The following is a 17,756-nucleotide window of genomic DNA, read 5'->3' on the forward strand; positions in this document are numbered from 1 at the left end:
ACCACAAAAAAGTGCAAGTGAATGGCAAAAAAATCCTAACCGAATATATCTCTCACCTCTAGATTTAGTTTACAGGTAAACAAAGCCTGATACGTAAATCAAGGAGAGGTTCTCATGGATAAGTTTTTGAATAATTGTAAAGAATTCATGAAAGATGAAGAAGGGTTGACTGTTATCGAGTACGTAATCGGTGCAGCATTATTAGTATTAGGTATGACAACCGTATTTTCTGGTTTAGGGAATACTCTGGCAGCCAAACTGAATACAATCGTTGGTGGTTTATGATCGGAAAGGAGTGAGGCAGCAAAGAGGGCTTACTTCGGTTTCCTATATTATCGCTGCTGCCTTACTTGTTATTGCGATAGGGTTGGTTTTTTCTGGGATGGCAACAGCCTTACTTAGTAAAATCCAGAGCATTATTTTGAGTGTATGAATTAAATATATGATTAATGAGCCTTCAGTTTTTTGGGCATTGCTAATTGCAGTTTCGGTATACGATGTTGAGAAGCATCGTATACCAAACAAAATATTGATACTGTTTTTGTTTGTGTATTTTTTATCAATGTTTAACCGCAATTACACCTTTGATGTTTTTTTAATGTCCTTCGTTGGATTTGTGGTGTTTTTTTGTTTTGGATTACTCTTATATTTTGTAAGAGCTATGTCTGCAGGAGATGTGAAGCTATTAGGTATTGTGGGGATGTATCTTGGGTGGGGGAAATTACTTGATGCGTCGTACTTTATCTTACTTTCTTCTGGAGTGATCGGGACTTTCTACCTGCTATATAACTTTTCCAACTCGAACAGTCTTAGTATTAAAGGCTATTTTGAAAATAAGCTGATCGTGCTTGGTGGAGTGACACCAGTATTGGATGAAAGTGCGAGTTTGCACGCTAGGTATTCAAATAAGGTGACGATGCCTTTTGCACCCTCTGTTGTCATGGGATTGGCGATGTATAGCTACTTTACTTAAATCTGTTGTTGGTTAGCTTCATGGAGAGGAATAATATATGGATATTATAGGGCGTACTGATCCAACAACTTTGAAGCCTCAAATTTCAGCCCCAGCCGTTCCTACATCTATTGATATGTTGGGTGTTCCTGAAGTTGTTATAGAAAACCTTGTGTTGAAGCACCTGTCAGCCTACCCCAAGTCGGATGTTTTAGATCTTTCTAACTATTTATGTGTTGTGACACATATTGTTGAAAGTGCGTTGGCTGTGTTGAGAACAAAGTCATTGATTGAAGTTTTTCAACCAACCTCGAACCTTTCTCTCTCATCTGCATCTCATAGTCACGTCCGCTATTCCCTTTCTGAGAAAGGACTTGAAGAAGCTGATCTTGCCTTTAAACGTGATGCTTATTTAGGTCCTGCCCCCGTTTCACTTACTCAATATAGTGATGTGGTAAAGCAGCAGGATCTAAGAGCAGAGCTAGTGACTCGGCCACATGTCGAAGCTGCACTGAATGATGTATATGGTGTCGACAAAATGATTTCGGTATTGGGGCCAGCAATAAATTCGGGACGAGCTTTGTTGCTGTATGGGCATGCGGGGACGGGTAAAACATTTGTAGCTTCACGTATTGTCAATGCGCTGCATACGTCTGTTTTCATTCCTTATGCAGTCTATGCCTTAGGTAACATTATCAAGGTGTTTTCTGCACAACATCATAAACCGTTAGATAGTAACGGCAGCGATCAAAGTATCTCCCTCAAAGATCAATACGACAAGCGTTGGCTTAATTGTGAAAGGCCGAATATTCAGGTGGGTGGAGAGCTCACTATGGATATGCTTGAAGTCAATCATTCTGAGAACAGTCGTGTTTGGTTAGCGCCTGTACAAATGATGGCAAATAATGGGATTTTTATCATTGATGACCTGGGTCGTCAGCCCATGCCTGTCGATGCTTTGCTTAATCGTTGGATTGTACCAATGGAATATTCCTTTGATTATTTATCGCTACCTAATGGCCAGCAAATCACGATGCCGTTTGTTCTAACGCTTGCCTTTTCTACCAATCTAAATCCCAAGAAAATAAGCGACCCTGCATTTCTACGTCGTTTAGGTTACAAAATTGAATTCAAGCCGCTGAATCAGCGAGATTATGAAGCTTTATGGATGAGCGTCGTCGCTGAAAAAGAGATGGAGCTTCAAGATGGTTTCTTTGAGCGTTTGTCTCAAATGCACACGCTTCTTAAGGTGCCACTTTTCCCCTGTTTGCCGAAAGATCTCGTTGGTATAAGCAAAGACATTCTTTCGTTTGAGCAACTCCCACCTGTTATCACATTCGATATTCTTTCCATGGCATGGGAAGTCTATTTTACCTCTGATGGACACGAGGAAGAGAATAATGAATAAGAGTCAAGTTTTCCTACTGTTTTTACTGTCCGTAGTATTCGGCTTAGCGGCTGTATTTTTTGCTAAGCAGTGGATGGATGATCAAGTTCAGCCAACCGTTGAAGTTGAAACGGTCGAGCGTCACCCCGTTGTTGTCGCATCACAAGAAATTGAAGCCGGAACCATTATCGAGGATCAGTTTTTAACCACCAGGTTGATGGAAGTTGATTGGATTAATGAAAATAACTATTCAGATAAAGCGGATCTGATTGGCAAGGTTGTTGCGAATACTATCTATGCCGGAGAGGTGCTTCACAAGTTACGATTTACTGTACCAGGAGAAGGGTCAACACTTGCCGCTCTTATCCCTGAAAATAAACGTGCGGTAACGATACGTGTTGATGATGTTATTGGTGTGGCGGGGTTCTTATTACCGGGTAATAAGGTTGATATTCTCAATACCGTTTCTTACGGAAAAAATTCTGCAGCGACTCAAACCGTTCTTAAAGATATTAAGGTTTTGGCTGTAGACCAAACGGCTAAAACGAAAGAAAACAGTCCGATTATTGTACGAGCGGTAACTCTTGAGATGACGCCGAAAGAGGCCGAGAAACTTCTCACGGCTAAAAGCAAAGGCAGTATTCAGCTGACCTTGAGAAACCCACACGAAGTAGAGAAAAAAGTGGTTCGTCGATATGTGCCTAGACCAAGTGTCACCATTATCAAAGGTACAGAAACATCTAATGTGCGCGTCAAGGATTGAGGTGAAATATGAAAATATTAATTGCGTGTGTTTTGAGCCTGATTTGTTTTTCGACGGCCAGTGTTGCGGCATTGCAGACAGGAAAAACAGTCACGGTTCCACATCATAAATCTACGCATGTAGTGCTGTCGGGAAAAGCGGCGAAGGTTTCTCTTGGTGATCCTGAAGTCTTAGATATTGTAATTTTAAAATCAAATGAATTGTTCTTAATCGGCAAAAAATTAGGTGCGACAAACCTAATGGCTTGGGATTCACGAGGTCAGTTGATCGAGTCTATTAACATCGAGGTTACTCATGATCTTAATAGCCTCAAAGCTAAATTATATGAGTTCCTTCCTGATGAAACTATTGAAGTGCACAGTGCGCAGAATCGCTTACTGCTAAGTGGTCAGGTCAGTAACCAGCAACAAATGAATGTGGCGATGCGAATCGCGGAAACTTATTCATCGGGGCAGGCTGCTGACGAATCAAAAGAAAGCGGCAGTGAACAAGCTGCAGCGACAGGTGTTATTAACCTAATGTCTATTGGTGGTGCTCAACAAGTCATGTTAGAGGTGACGGTTGCAGAGGTTCAGAGAAGCTTGGTCAGAAAGTTTGATGCGAATTTTCATTTCTTCCAAACAAGTGGTTCGAATTTTTCTTGGGGAGCGTCTTCAGTACCTGCGGGTGTGTTAGGAGCAACCCCAATCTTCGATATCCCAACCTCTACTGATTACGGTATTTTAGGGTCTTTCATTGATAGTAATACCTTGTTTACTTTCGCATTGGATGTTGCGAAACAAAACGGTGTGGCGAAAGTTTTAGCTGAACCAAATTTAACCGCACTAAGCGGTTCCAAGGCTGAGTTTTTAGCCGGTGGTGAGTTCCCCATTCCAGTACCTGACGACGACGGTATTACCATAGAATACAAAGAATATGGGGTAGGTTTAAAGTTTATCCCGACAGTGCTTAGTGATAAAAAAATCAATCTGAATTTGGCTGTTGATGTCAGTGAAATAGCTAATAGTAGTTCGTTAACTATTGATCCTGGAACTACCAATGCGACCTATCTTATCCCTCCAATTACTAGACGAAGTGCTTCGTCGACGCTTGAGTTAGCCGATGGCCAAACAATCGGTATTGCGGGTTTACTCAGTGAGAATGTCAGAGATGTCAGCAACAAAATGCCGGGTATTGGTGATGTGCCTATTTTAGGTCAGCTCTTTAATAGTCAAGAGTATGTGTCTGGAGAAACTGAGCTGGTCATTCTTGTTACGCCTCGACTCGCCAAACCGGTGGATAGAAGTAAGGTAACACTGCCAACTGATGCCTTTGTTGATCCTAATGATCTGGAATATTACTTGTTAGGCCGAAGCGCTTACATAGCTGAACCGTCTGAATCTGATTCAGAGCAATCTCAAGCTTCACAGGATATATCACCGACCGATGGTGGTAGCGAAGGCTCATTTGGGCACGATTTATAAGGGGATAGATATGACTAAAATAATGATGATCTTTCTCGCAATGTTATTAGTTGGCTGTGCGAACGATGCTCGTTTAGGGCATTCGGTAGCACTAGTGAAAACAGAGCAAACGTATAACCCTAATGCTACCCAAGAGAATTTACTCGAAGTACCTGATGGTACAGGGGAGCGGATGCAGACTGGTTACGACAGATATGTTGGCAGAGGTGAAAACGATCTGTCCGGAAGTAGTAGCCAGATCTTAGAAGATTTTAACTAAATCTGGAGGTACTCATATGTTGTATCGAGTATCACAAAGCCCTAAAAAACAACAAGGCTTAGTTGCGGTGATGATTACTGCTGCTTTGTTGGTTTTTCTAGCTGTCTCAGCGCTAGCTGTAGACATAAACCATATGGTTGTAAATAAAACGCGCTTACAAAATGCAGTTGATTCTGCAGCGCTGGCTGCCGCAACCATATTAGACAACAGCAAAGATAAAGACGCGGTGGACGCAGAAGTCGGTACGGCGCTCAATGCCATGGCGGCTTCAACAGGGAACCAAGAAATTGATTTCTCGACCGCTTCTATAAGCATTGATTATTCGAATGACCCACAGGATTTTACTGGCACGGCGACGTTCGGTGCAAATGAAGATGTTTATGTGCGAGTTCGCGTAGATGCACTAGAGATGGATGAATTTTTCATTCATATGTTTGGCCTTGATAAGGCAGTATCAGCAAGTGCCGTTGCTGGCCCCAGCTCAGGTCAAGATGTAGTTAATAACGTTGTACCCATTGGTGTGTGTATTGGTGATGGCACTTCGGATAACGATATTGATCCAGAAGATGGCTATCACGATGTGACAGGTGAAGAGATAGTTAATGTATTTGGCTATGAAGTCGGCACCGTTCATGCTCTTAAAGTAGGGGATAACAAACTATCTGAAATGGGTAATGGTAATTATCACCTATTGGATTTCGGCTCTGGTGGTAAAACAGTTAAAGAAGGTTTAGGTGGTAGTTATGACCAACCAATCAAAATTGGTGAAGACATAACAACCAAACCAGGTGGTACAGTTGGCCCTACAGGCGATGGTTTGAATACTCGTTTTGGAGATTATGGTGGTGGCTTATCGGCATCCGATTACCCTTCAGATTATGTAACTACAGAACCTACCAATGAAATAACGATTGATGCCGGTACGGGAGAGATCGATTCTGACGGAAGTTATACCTATGCTCAATATGAGTCAGATACCAACGCCTGCATCGCAAACGGTGGTTCTGGGTGTGCATCTAATGGTGTCGCTTGGCGTCGTATTTTACCCATTCCTATGGTGGATTGCTCTGGTAAAAGTGGTGGTGCAACTGACTTTACCGTGCACAAGATTGGCTGTTTTTTCTTGTTACAAAAAGCACCAACTAACAACTCAGGTACACCCGCCGTTTTTGGTGAGTTTATCCACTCTTGCAGTGTTGCAGGTGGATCAGGTAGTACAACGTCGACAACAGAAGGGACTTATAAGATTGTTCTGTATAAGGACCCCGATAGTGGGGAATCTTGATCATGAAGCAATCTAATCAATTTCAACAGGGATTTGCTGCCGTAGAGATGGTCATTGCGACTCCCGTTTTACTGTTTTTTCTAGTCTTAGTTCTAGAGCTTGGCAATATTCTTGTTCACTACAATGTGATATCGAAGTCAGTGCAAAATGGCGCTCGTTATGCGGTTAGTGAAGTGTATGGAACCATTGGTGGAACCATCGCACCGACGTCTGAAATTCAGAATGTCGTGGTCTATGGTCAGAACAGTGCAGGGACCGCTGTATTATCTTCATTAACGACATCGGATGTGACCGTAACCCCGCCTTCAGGCGATAGTTATGTCAGAGTTAGTGTGACGTATGACTATGTTCCACTCTTCTTGTCTATTCCTTTTTCGAATGAGAATTTTGCTGTTCCATTAAGTGTGACTTCAGTGATGAGGGTGCTGTGATGATAAGACTTAAAAGACGAACCAAAGGGCTTGCCATTATTGAGTTCACTTTGGTCTCATCATTAATTTTTCTGTTGCTCTTTCTCATTTTAGCGTTAGGTGCCTATATATTTTCGCTGCAAATGGTCAGTGAAGCGACTAGGAAGGCTGCTAGGTTAGCGACGGTATGTTACGTCCTAGATAGAGATAATATTGCGGGAATGGTGGTGGATGATATTCCTCTTGTTGGATTTACTAATGCGAACTTAGAAGTGGCTTACTTAGACGCGAGCGGGGGAGAGGTTGCTTCTGATTTTGAAGCAAACTTTGGCAGCATTAAATTTGTGCGTGCTAGGGCTACGGGTTATGGCATTCAGTTAATCAGTAACCTAAGCTTTCTAGGAGAGAATGGATTTCTTGCTGCCCCTGCGTTTGAAACAATACTACCCGCAGAAAGTTTGGGTGTGGTGAGGCCTGAAACTGAAACTAGCACTAACATATGGAATAGATGCCCATAAGAGGTTATTTAAAAGGAGATGAATGTATGGGGGAAGCGATCAAAATAACGCCGAATGAAAACGATAAAGATATGACGCGTTTAAGAACGAATCTAAAGGTCTGGTTAGTCTACAGTACTGACGGCTTTCATTCGCATATGAGTCAAGAACTAAAAAAATGCCGAAATGTTCATGTGACCTCGTTTTCTCTTGCGGCAATGAGTGAAGAATACCTAAAAAGTGCAGATGTCCCAGAGCTTATTTTTGTTGAAGCTAATGGGAATTGGGCTCAAAAAATGGTTGAGTTACAAGGGTATGATTTGTCTTTAGAAGACAAGGATTTGTCTTTAGTTGTGCTCGGTGATGAAAGTGATAATGGATCATTAAAAATCGCACTTCGCTTAGGGGCATCAGATTTTCTGTCTCATAATGTGACTCTATCGGACTTACTTCCATTATTGAAGAAAACCGCTTCCGAAAAGCTTGAGAACTCCAGTTACGGAGAGTTTATCTTGTTTTTGAATACCAAAGGAGGGATGGGGGCAACCACCTTGGCGCTAAATACTGCCATTGAGATGGCCACTCAACACCCTAATGAAGTTCTTTTACTCGATATCGATCTTCAGTTTGGCGTGATTCCAGACTATTTGAACATAGTGCCGACTTATAGCGTTTCTGATGCGATCAACAGTTCGAATGATTTGGATGAAATGTCTTTGGGCTCTTTGGTAAATAAACACGAATCAGGCCTCCATGTTCTAAGCTTTAAACATGAAAATAACGCTGATGACTTCGAGCAGGCTCAGAAAATTGGCAGATTACTTCCAATTCTGCGTCGTTTCTACCCTTATGTGATCATTGACCTGTCTAGAGGCTTAGATCACGTGTTTGCATCAGCAATATCACCTGCGACTAAAGTACTTTTGGTTTTGCAACAGAGCTTAGTGTCAGTAAAAAACACGAGCCGACTAATTAAGTCTCTGAAGTTTGAGTACGGCTTACAAAGTGACTCAATAGAGGTCATTCTCAACCGTTATGAAAAGCGACATTCAATTAAGCTAAAAGACATTGAGCAGGCAGTGGGCAACCACGACATACATCTTATGCCTAACGATTTTAAAGTCGCGCTAGAGAGTGCCAATTTGGGGCAGCCGTTAGTTCAGTCTAGGAAGAAAAGCTCTATTACTCGCTCTATCATCGACTTATCTCATGTTCTCTCACCACCAGAGCAGGAAGAGAAAGGGTGGCTGAAAAAGTTGTTTTCATAATGGGTTGATGAAAAGTAAACACGAGGGATTGTGATGTTCTTTAAACGAAAAAATGTAAATCCAGAGTTTGAAAAAAAAGTAGAACAGATTTCGCATGATTCAGAAGATGCCAATCCTGTTGAACGTTTATCAAGTGCTGAGACGTCCAGTCACTCTCGGACAGAAGCGAGCGTTGAAAAGGAGAAAGCGATCGATGAAGCTCGAAAAGTACTGGAGCAAGAATTATCAATCAAACACTTCTTTCACAAGCAGTTGCTTGAAACGTTAGACTTAGGATTACTTTCTAGCTTGGAGAAAGAGCGCGCTAAGCTAGATTTGCATGAAGCTATCGTTCAGTTGATGGCTGATGATGGTAGTCATGCACTCAGCGCAGAAGGTCGTAAACGGGTCATCAAACAGATAGAAGATGAAGTTTTTGGCCTTGGCCCGTTGGAGCCCTTATTAGCTGATCAAACTGTGTCGGATATATTGGTCAACGGCCCAAAAAGTGTCTACGTTGAGCGAAGGGGGAAACTCGAAAAAACGCCCTATACTTTTCTTGATGACCGCCATTTAAGAAACATTATTGACCGTATCGTCAGCCAGGTTGGTCGTCGGATAGATGAAGCATCACCTATGGTAGATGCCCGCTTAGTTGATGGCTCCCGTGTGAATGCGATTATCCCGCCTCTCGCACTCGATGGCCCTTCAGTTTCGATCCGTCGTTTTGCTGTCGATCGTCTGACGATGGATAACTTAATTGGTTACGACTCAGTCTCGCCTCAGATGGCTAAATTTGTGGAGGCTGCGGTGAAAGGTGAGCTGAATATCTTGATTTCAGGAGGGACGGGGTCAGGGAAAACAACCACACTGAATATCTTTTCTGGTTTCATTCCGCGAGACCAACGAATTATTACCATAGAAGACTCGGCAGAATTACAACTGCAACAACCACATGTCATTCGCCTCGAAACCCGTCCTTCGAACCTAGAAGGAAAGGGAGAAATCAGCCAGCGTGAATTGGTTAAAAATACCTTGCGTATGCGACCAGACCGAATCGTGGTTGGGGAGGTGCGGGGTAGTGAAGCCGTTGACATGCTAGCGGCGATGAATACCGGTCATGATGGATCTCTTGCTACCATTCACGCGAATACCCCTCGTGATGCCTTAAGTCGTGTCGAAAACATGTTCTCGATGGCAGGGTGGAACATATCAACCAAAAATTTACGTGCTCAAATAGCTTCGGCTATACACCTTGTTGTTCAAATGGAGCGCCAAGAAGATGGTAAGCGTCGGATGGTGAGTATCCAAGAGATCAACGGCATGGAAGGTGAGGTGATCACGATGTCGGAAATATTCCGTTTTCAGCGTAAAGGTATTGATGAAGACGGCAATATTATCGGTTATTTCACGGCAACGGGGGTCGTTCCTCAATACCATGACCAGTTAGTCAAACGTGGACTCGATCTGCCTTTCGAGCTCTTTAGTGAGACCAAAGGTTAAGGAGAGATTATGGACAATGTAAGCGTTTCATTAGGTCTATTATTCATTGCGGTGCTTTTTATCTCTCAAGCTTTGTTGCTCCCTGCAGCAGGGAAAAAAGCGAAGCACAAAGAGTTGTCTCGCCGCTTAAAAGAGACGCAACGTAATATCGATGCAGAGAGTTTATCATTACTCAAAGAACACTATAACAAAGAATTATCTCCAGTAGACCGCAAATTAATCGTCATTCCATATTTTGCTGGCTTAAAGAAAATGCTAGAACTAGCCGGCTTTAAATTGGCATTGAGCCGCTTTTTACTCATTGTTTCTCTTTGTGGTGTGTTGCTCACGTTGATATCGATAATGACCAACCAAGTATGGTTCATCAGTGTGGGGGCGTTCATTTTTGTTTGGGTTATCGCTTATCTATTTGTGCAAAATCGAGTGACTTACCGAATGGCTCGATTTGAGGAACAACTTCCTGAGGCTTTAGATATTATTCGACGCGCATTGCAAGCTGGACAACCGCTCGTCCAATCATTCAATGAAGTTGGCGAAGAACTTCCAGATCCAATCGGTATTGAATTTAAAAATACTTATAACCTACTTAACTATGGTTATGACTTACGCTTGGCGATTCTACAGATGACAGAACGAGTACCAACCGTCTCAATGTTGGCATTTTCTAGTGCTGTAATGTTGCAAAAAGAGACTGGGGGTAATCTCTCTGAGAATCTGCAAAAGGTATCTGAAGTACTTAGAGCGCGTTTTAAACTGGAAAGGAAAGTCAGAACGCTCTCTGCTGAAAGTCGTTTATCCGCATGGATCTTAACATTATCTCCTTTTGGTTTGTTTTTCGCATTAAGGGTCGCTAGTCCTGAGTATATCGAGCCACTCTATAAAGATCCCCGCGGCCTATCCATGGTGAGTGTCGGTATTGTTCTTTTGGCTATCGGAGCCTTGTGGATTAAAAAGATCATCAGCATAGAGATATAACCTATGGAATTATTAAATATTGAAGTTTGGAAGCAGATGTTAGCAGACTTTGGAGTTAGCTCTCAGATGGTTATCTATTCGATGATTTTGCTTACAACAGTCTTGTTAACGCTAACGCTTGGATTTCTATTTTTAGGAGCTCGTTCTCCTTTGGACAAGAAACTGAGACAGATATCAGAAGACGGGGCACCTACTGGCAGAAAACCATACGACTTCTCGAATACGTTAGAATCATTAAGCCCTTTTATAAGTAAAGGTAATAAAAAAGATAATGAAACTTACTCAGAAAAGTTGATGCATGCAGGGTTTCATGAGAAGAGCTCGTTATCGGTTTTCTATGCGTTGAAGGTTTTATCTAGCTTAATAGGTATCGTCGCGGGCTTTATGGTTTATTACATAGCGTTAGGTGGAGAGTATAATAAATTACTCATCATGACCTGTGTTTTTCTTGGCACATTCACACCTAATATTATTCTCAGTAAGCTACAAAAAGAGCGTCAGAAAAAAATCAGAAACGGCGTCCCTGATGCGCTTGATCTTCTTGTGGTATGTACTGAATCAGGGCTTGGCTTTAATGCAGCTCTTGGACGTGTTGCATCAGAGCTTTATATCTCTCAGCCTGAACTTGCGGATGAACTAGAGACTGTGTTTGCTAAAATTCAAGCGGGCGTCACTATGCCTGATGCGCTTAGGCAGCTTATCGAACGAACCGGTTTAGTCGAATTGGAAGGCTTGGTTTCTTTGCTTTCTCATGCATCGAGAATGGGCGGAAGTTTAGCGCAAACGCTCCGTGACTATACTGAAGATTTTAGAGATAAGCGTCAGCAAGCCGCTGAAGAAATCGCGGCGAAAATACCGACTAAAATGTTATTCCCCATGTTGATATTTATTTGGCCTTGTTTTTTCATTGTTGCACTTGGCCCTGGACTCTTGATCGTAATGGACGCATTAAGTGCGCCGGGAGCAAGTTTATGATGTTATACAATAAGTTTCTTCTACTACTATTGCCAATTTTGCTACTTGGTTGTGCATCTTCTGATGAACCAACCAACCAATTTGATGCCGAATTGTATTCGGGTAAACCAATCGATAGTTTGACTAGTGATGATCCACCGCTAAATGAAAAAGAAGCAATTATGCGCGGTGACATTGCTCTGCGAGACAGCAATATAGACTTGGCGTTGTATGAATACATACGCTCTTTGTCTTTCCCTGAAAAAGAGTTTCACGATAAAACTCTGTTCACTATTGGCCAAATACATTCGTCTCGCGGTAACTATGCGTTGGCCGAGAAAGCTTACCTTGCAGCGCTAGATTTTAACCCCGCCCACACTGAAGTTTTGGAGCAGTTAGGCGTTCTATACACCAAACAACGTCGTACCGATGAAGGACGGAGTTATTTTTTTAAAGCGATTAATTCAGACCAAGTTCGTTTAAAAAGCAGTGAAACTATCCAGAACTACCAAGCATTGAGCCAAAGTGAAGTGGCCAGTTTGAAGGTCGATAGTATGTCTCCTGCATTGGCTTATATGGGGATTGGTGTACTGGAAGATGTTGATGGTAAGCATCAGATTGCACAAGAGTACTTTAAAAAGTCACTGACGATAGATAAAAGTTCAGTCAAAGCTTTGTTGAATATGGGCTATTCTCATTACATGTACGGTAACTACAAGGAAGCCTATCAATACACGCGTTCAGCTTTAGAGTTGGATCCGAATAATGAAAAAGCTCAAAATAACCTAGCGCTTATTTATTTAGCATCTGGGGATATAAAAAAAGCAACCAACGTATTCATGAGGCATATGGAAGCTCCGGAGGCGTTAAATAATGTCGGCTACTTCTTGATATTACAAGGAAAGCCCGACCAGGCAGTTCCTTATTTACAACAAGCTATCAATAAAAAATCATCTTACTATAAAGTGGCTAATGAAAACTTAAACAGAGCACTAGCGGAAGTGAGAGAGATGGAGCAATAGGGATTTGATTTTGGCTCAATGAAAAGGATATTCATATTGCCTAAAAGCGAAAGCTTTAATAAAGATATCATTGCAATTTCTGCTCTTTGGCTAGTTTGTGCCACAGTGATATTTCTTTATAAGTGGGAAAGCGTTTCAATACTCAACTTGAATGACAATGACGACTATATGCGTTTTGTTCAGTTTCAAGAGTGGATGAAGAACGGCCATTGGTATCTAGAGCCGATGAGCAACTTCAATGCCGCTGATGGTATTATTATTCATTGGTCTCGATTTCCTGACCTAATACTATCTTTAGTCGCTTTCCCATTGCTATTTATGGTTGATGACAGTATTGCGTATGCAATCTCAATTTCTATTGTCCCATTGTTTTATTTGTTGTTTTACGCACTGTCATGTTTTTATTTATGTGAGCATTACTTTGGAGGTAAGTATCGCTTCATAAGCATGATGTTCGCTATTTCTTCCCCTTCAATTATTCATTTCTTACCCGGTTCTATTGATCATCACAATATTCAACTTATATTAGCAACACTGTTTCTGTCTTTAACACCTATTACTATTCACAATCTTAAACAATCATGGCGTGTTTACGCTCAATCTGCTTTTCTGTCTTTATCGTTGTGGACAGGAATGGAGAATATATTGTTATTTATGGCTTTCTTTGTCATTTATACGGTTCATTGCAGCTTTTTTCATAACGGATGGTTTAGTTACATCTCCAATCTATACGTAACTTGTACTATTTTTTCTATTTTTGCTGTTTTATTAAATAGACCTTACGATGAGTTTTTTGTTTTAAAATATGATGAAATATCATTCATTCTCATTATTCTTTTTCTTAGTGGCTGGGTGTTTGTTAATATTTACAATCGATTGACTAATGATGACATGAGCTTAAAACAAAGAATATTATTGTTTGTTTCCCTTGGTTTGTTGTGTTTATTTCCGGTTGTGATCCTTTATCCCTCACTGACCAGTGCTTTGTTTATTGATTACCCACCGATACTTAAGCTGTACTGGCTAGATCAGGTCACCGAGGCTAAATCTGTAGTTGATTACATAGAAATTAAAGGTTTCTTTTCTGTTGATAACTATGCCTTACTATTGGTACCCGCTATTCTATACCCAGTTTTAAGAATTAAAAATCACCACTGTACAGTACTGTATCTCATATTCATGTTTAATTTAGCTCTTGCGATATTTTGGCAGGTTAGAGTAATAAGGTTGTGCTTTGTTTTAGCTGCACCTTTTCAAGCATATTTTATTATTAAACTATCTGAATATGTCAGATCCACAATATTAAAAATCATCATTATTTTTTCTGGATCTCCGTTATCGGTAGCATTTTTCATTATTGCATTGTCTCCAACAGGGGAAATTACCACTACCTTTGATGATGAATACAAGTCACCAAGTATCTTTAATGTACTAAAAGATAACGGTATCAATTCACATACTATCCTTTCTGGAATAGAAACTGGCGCACCTGTATTAGCTAAAACGAACAACAGTATAATTGCTGCTCCTTATCATAGAAATATTGTGGGCAACCAATTTTTAATCGAAGTGATGCTGGAAGAGAACATGTTTCTGGCAAGAAAAAAAATAGTAGATAAAAAGGTTGATTATATATTGATCGGTAATGATCCTCACTTATCTCTCCTCAAGAATTCTGGAAGCGAGGACTCTTTAATTAGAAGGCTTTATGGAGATAACATTCCTGCTTGGCTAGATGTTACATACGATGGAATTGAGGATGGTTACCGAGTTTTTAAAGTAAGGAGTGAGCATGAATAAACAGAAAGTAGCAATATTACTCCCATGTTATAACGAAGCCGGAGCCATTGGCGAAACGGTTACCTCTTTTCAAAAAGCCTTACCTGATGCATCCATTTATGTTTACGACAACAATTCAACCGACAACACGGTCAACGAGGCGTTACAAGCAGGGGCGATTGTGCGACATGAGCTTCGCCAAGGTAAAGGGGAAGTCGTGAGGCGGATGTTCTCTGATGTTGAGGCTGATGTTTATGTGATGGCTGATGGCGATGACACTTACGATGCGTCAGTGTGCCCGGTGTTGATCGAGCAATTAAATAATGAAAAGCTCGATATGATTATTGGAAGTCGCGAGCGCTCTTCTGGTGCATATCCTAAAGGACATATCCTTGGCAACAAGATGTTTTCATCACTGATTAACTTAGCATTCAATGCACAATTGAATGATGTATTTTCTGGCTATCGAATTATGAGCCATCGATTTGTCAAAACCGCACCTATCTTCAGCGATGGCTTCCAAATAGAAACAGAACTCACCGTGCATGCGTTACACCATAATATGTCCATTAAAGAAGTCTCAACTCAGTACCAATCTAGGCCGGAAGGAACCGCTAGCAAACTGAACACCTTGAGTGATGGCTTCAAGATCCTCAACTTTATCTTGTTCTTATTGAGAGATGTAAAACCAATGTTTTTCTTTGGCGTGCTCTCGATATTGCTTGGTCTTATTTCATTGAGCTTAGGTATTCCCGTTATTGTTGAATTCGTTGACACGGGTTTAGTGGCAAGGCTACCTACAGCTGTTTTGTCTAGCTCAATAGCTTTGATCGCTGTGATGTCTTTTTTCTGCGGTTTGATACTCGATAACGTATCACGAGGTAGGCGAGAGATGAGAATACTCTCTATTTTAAGATTTAAGGACGATAAATAATTAGGCTGAGGTTTTTGGCCAAGGGAGCTGCACTCGAGTGCTTGAAGTGCTAGGTGGAGTTGCAATTGTATAGCTGCTGCTGTGATGACGATTTTGATTAAAGTAAGAAGTAGGCGACTAGCTCCCCTACCTCTTACTCTCAATTATTACTTAGATTGCGAGACCGGTAATCGCACCCAATAACATGAAGATCCCCACTAAACCTACAATCGGCATCTTCACGGTTTTCAATAGCCAAACACCAACAATGATCAGAGCGAAGTCTAAGCCGCTACTCACTGCACTTGTGAAGATGGGTTGGTATAGAGCCGCAAGTAATAAGCCGACTACAGCCGCATTCACACCTGTAAGCGCCCCAGCTACTAGAGGCTTACTCGCAATTGCCTGCCAGTTCTTCAGTACGCCCAGTAGCAGCAAGAAGCCCGGTAAGAACACCGCAATCGTTGCGAGCAGTGCCCCTGTGATCGGTGCTGATGGCATTAATACATAACCTAGGTAAGTGGCTAACGTAAACATCGGGCCCGGTACGGCTTGCGCTGCGGCATAGCCTGTTAGGAAGGCATCTTGAGACAGTTGGTCACCAATGCCATTCTGTAACAACGGAAGAACCACGTGACCGCCACCGAATACCAAGCTGCCTGCTTGGTAGAACAAGCCAAATACTTCAATGCCTTGAGAGTAAGCACTGAATAGAGGCAGACCAACCAGTAAAGCAACGAAAATCACGAGTGGTGTTAACGATATCTTGTGCGTCGAAGGTGCTGTTTTTAATTCGTGTGAGGTTAAAAATTTGCTGCCAATGATTGCTGCAAATAGGAGCACTAAGACTTGAGGCCAGATCCCAGGAATCAAAAGTAGAACAATCGCGGTGATCACACACAGTGCTGTTGCTACCTTTGATTGGCAAAAGTTTTTGTACATGCCGAAAGTGGCGTCAGCTACAACCACGACCGCGAGTAGCTTAAGTCCGTGGATGATTGAAATGAAAAGCGGCGCTTCTAACAACTGGTTGCTCACTAAGGCCAATATCAACATTAGGATGACTGAAGGGGAGGTGAAGCCGACAAATGCGGCAATCGCACCGGTTAAGCCACCTTTTTTGTAACCAACCGCGAAGCCAACCTGACTTGAGCCTGGACCCGGCAGAAATTGACTGAGGGCGACAATTTGCCCGTACTCTTCGTCGGATAACCAATTCAGTTTCTCAACAAAGGTTTTACGGAAGTAGCCAATGTGTGCCGCTGGTCCACCGAAGCTAATCCAGCCAAGCCAGAAAAAGGTTTTAAAAATTGAAAGCATGATCGATTCCAGATAAATGTTTAGCGTAATTTAGGTGGAGTTGAACTATGATTCAAATTAATTGTTTTAATTATAATTATGAATGAAATGGGATTGATTTGTGGCTGATTTTAACTGGAAAGGAATTGACCTTAACTTATTGATTGCACTGCAGGCTTTGTATAAGACGAATAGCGTGAGTAAGGCTGCTGAGCGTTGTTATGTCAGCCAATCTGCGATGAGTCATAGCTTACAAAGACTGAGAAAGCTGTTTGATGACCCTTTGTTTGAGCGTGTCGGTAGCAAGATGGAAGCGACCGACCGAGCCATTGAATTATCAAGCACCGTCGATGCGTTGCTTAATACTATTCAATCTGAAGTTCTGTTGTCCAAAAGGTTTGAAGTTGATAGTTATAGAGGCAGCTGGAAAATAGGGCTTACCGATTACGCGGAACAGATGTTTGGCCCAATGATCTTCGATTTTATTAAACAAGCTTCGCCAAACTCTCAAGTTGCATTTCTTAACGTTAATCGAACCAATTACCAGCAGGTATTTGAAGAGGCTAAGCTAGACATTGCGATAGGCAGCTTTGGTGAGGTACCAAAGCCTTATCGAACAAAGCATTTGTATACAGAGCAACACGTGTGTTTGTTCGATCAGTCGGTTTTATCTATTGAACAACCAATGTCTTTAGATCAGTTTGTGTCTGTAGAACATGCATTGGTTTCTCCTGCAGGGGCTCTAAAAACGGGTGTTGATATTCGATTGGCTGAGCTAGGTTTCAGTCGAAAAGTCGCTATATCTTCAAGTAACTTCTTGACAGTAAAAAGATTAATTCGTGGTCGAGAGTTGTTGTGTATTGTTCCTCGGCTCGTGGCGCGTAATGATATTGATACCGAAGATACTTTACTGGCGGTGAAACCACCTATCGATGTTCCGGATTTTGATATACAGCTTGTCTATCGCAAGGCAAAGCATCTAGATGATAAAAATAAATTACTTAGAAAGTTGATTGCTAAAGCTATTTCATCTGTGATTAGTGAGTAA

The 17,756-nt window shown here is 41.7% G+C and carries 18 protein-coding genes; 17 read left to right on the plus strand and 1 reads right to left on the minus strand.

All coding sequences use genetic code 11. The features are described 5' to 3' along the window. The first annotated feature begins 114 nt into the window (after positions 1-114). The 16 genes from AACU28_RS11835 to AACU28_RS11910 all read left to right on the plus strand — a co-directional run bounded on the left by AACU28_RS11835 (position 115) and on the right by AACU28_RS11910 (position 15,430). Positions 115-285 carry a Flp family type IVb pilin gene (locus AACU28_RS11835; protein ID WP_086715348.1) on the plus strand — a complete coding sequence of 57 codons (171 nt, stop codon included), beginning with the start codon at positions 115-117 and terminating at the stop codon, positions 283-285. Between the two features lie 157 nt (positions 286-442). Then, complete coding sequence (locus tag AACU28_RS11840; RefSeq protein ID WP_102561174.1) at positions 443-973, plus strand: prepilin peptidase; 531 nt, start codon at positions 443-445, stop codon at positions 971-973. Positions 974-1,010: 37 nt separating this feature from the next. Continuing rightward, positions 1,011-2,360, plus strand: coding sequence for an ATPase AAA (locus tag AACU28_RS11845; protein ID WP_017080022.1), 1,350 nt, complete (start codon positions 1,011-1,013; stop codon positions 2,358-2,360). Further along, on the plus strand, positions 2,353-3,102 hold the full coding sequence (gene cpaB, locus AACU28_RS11850) for a Flp pilus assembly protein CpaB (RefSeq protein ID WP_017080023.1): 750 nt from the start codon (positions 2,353-2,355) through the stop codon (positions 3,100-3,102). The genes AACU28_RS11845 and cpaB overlap by 8 nt, the downstream gene beginning before the upstream one ends. Positions 3,103-3,110: 8 nt before the next feature. Next, entirely contained in the window at positions 3,111-4,565 is a 1,455-nt protein-coding gene (locus tag AACU28_RS11855; RefSeq protein WP_102498641.1) for a type II and III secretion system protein family protein, read from the plus strand. Next, the gene (locus AACU28_RS11860; protein ID WP_102432818.1) at positions 4,528-4,824 is read left to right on the plus strand and encodes a hypothetical protein; all 297 of its coding nucleotides are present in this window, start codon (positions 4,528-4,530) and stop codon (positions 4,822-4,824) included. Before AACU28_RS11855 ends, AACU28_RS11860 begins: the two co-directional genes overlap by 38 nt. A gap of 16 nt (positions 4,825-4,840) precedes the next feature. Continuing rightward, positions 4,841-6,109: a TadE/TadG family type IV pilus assembly protein gene (locus tag AACU28_RS11865; protein WP_102535117.1), complete on the plus strand. Its 1,269-nt coding sequence runs from the start codon at positions 4,841-4,843 to the stop codon at positions 6,107-6,109. Positions 6,110-6,111: 2 nt separating this feature from the next. Next, positions 6,112-6,540 carry a TadE/TadG family type IV pilus assembly protein gene (locus tag AACU28_RS11870; protein ID WP_102498639.1) on the plus strand — a complete coding sequence of 143 codons (429 nt, stop codon included), beginning with the start codon at positions 6,112-6,114 and terminating at the stop codon, positions 6,538-6,540. Next, positions 6,540-7,037 carry a TadE/TadG family type IV pilus assembly protein gene (locus AACU28_RS11875; RefSeq protein WP_181257507.1) on the plus strand — a complete coding sequence of 166 codons (498 nt, stop codon included), beginning with the start codon at positions 6,540-6,542 and terminating at the stop codon, positions 7,035-7,037. Before AACU28_RS11870 ends, AACU28_RS11875 begins: the two co-directional genes overlap by 1 nt. Before the next feature lie 26 nt (positions 7,038-7,063). After that, entirely contained in the window at positions 7,064-8,284 is a 1,221-nt protein-coding gene (locus tag AACU28_RS11880) for an AAA family ATPase (RefSeq protein ID WP_017066692.1), read from the plus strand. 33 nt (positions 8,285-8,317) lie between these two features. Then, the gene (locus AACU28_RS11885) at positions 8,318-9,766 is read left to right on the plus strand and encodes a CpaF family protein (protein ID WP_121602984.1); all 1,449 of its coding nucleotides are present in this window, start codon (positions 8,318-8,320) and stop codon (positions 9,764-9,766) included. A gap of 9 nt (positions 9,767-9,775) precedes the next feature. Then, positions 9,776-10,741 carry a type II secretion system F family protein gene (locus tag AACU28_RS11890; RefSeq protein WP_102498636.1) on the plus strand — a complete coding sequence of 322 codons (966 nt, stop codon included), beginning with the start codon at positions 9,776-9,778 and terminating at the stop codon, positions 10,739-10,741. Between the two features lie 3 nt (positions 10,742-10,744). Next, on the plus strand, positions 10,745-11,716 hold the full coding sequence (locus AACU28_RS11895) for a type II secretion system F family protein (protein ID WP_102498635.1): 972 nt from the start codon (positions 10,745-10,747) through the stop codon (positions 11,714-11,716). Then, complete coding sequence (locus AACU28_RS11900; RefSeq protein ID WP_017080032.1) at positions 11,713-12,717, plus strand: tetratricopeptide repeat protein; 1,005 nt, start codon at positions 11,713-11,715, stop codon at positions 12,715-12,717. The genes AACU28_RS11895 and AACU28_RS11900 overlap by 4 nt, the downstream gene beginning before the upstream one ends. An 18-nt stretch (positions 12,718-12,735) precedes the next feature. Continuing rightward, positions 12,736-14,517, plus strand: coding sequence for a hypothetical protein (locus AACU28_RS11905; RefSeq protein WP_121602985.1), 1,782 nt, complete (start codon positions 12,736-12,738; stop codon positions 14,515-14,517). After that, positions 14,510-15,430: a glycosyltransferase family 2 protein gene (locus tag AACU28_RS11910; RefSeq protein WP_121602986.1), complete on the plus strand. Its 921-nt coding sequence runs from the start codon at positions 14,510-14,512 to the stop codon at positions 15,428-15,430. The genes AACU28_RS11905 and AACU28_RS11910 overlap by 8 nt, the downstream gene beginning before the upstream one ends. 150 nt (positions 15,431-15,580) lie before the next feature. Here the strand turns inward: AACU28_RS11910 and chrA are convergent, their stop codons facing one another. Further along, positions 15,581-16,729 (minus strand): chromate efflux transporter, encoded by a 1,149-nt coding sequence (chrA, locus tag AACU28_RS11915; RefSeq protein WP_121602987.1) that lies wholly within the window; start codon positions 16,727-16,729, stop codon positions 15,581-15,583. 100 nt (positions 16,730-16,829) lie between these two features. Between chrA and AACU28_RS11920 the strand changes: the two genes are divergently transcribed. Beyond that, complete coding sequence (locus tag AACU28_RS11920) at positions 16,830-17,756, plus strand: LysR family transcriptional regulator (RefSeq protein ID WP_102533775.1); 927 nt, start codon at positions 16,830-16,832, stop codon at positions 17,754-17,756.

Source organism: Vibrio sp. SBT000027 (assembly GCF_963894355.1).
Lineage (GTDB): Bacteria > Pseudomonadota > Gammaproteobacteria > Enterobacterales > Vibrionaceae > Vibrio > Vibrio splendidus.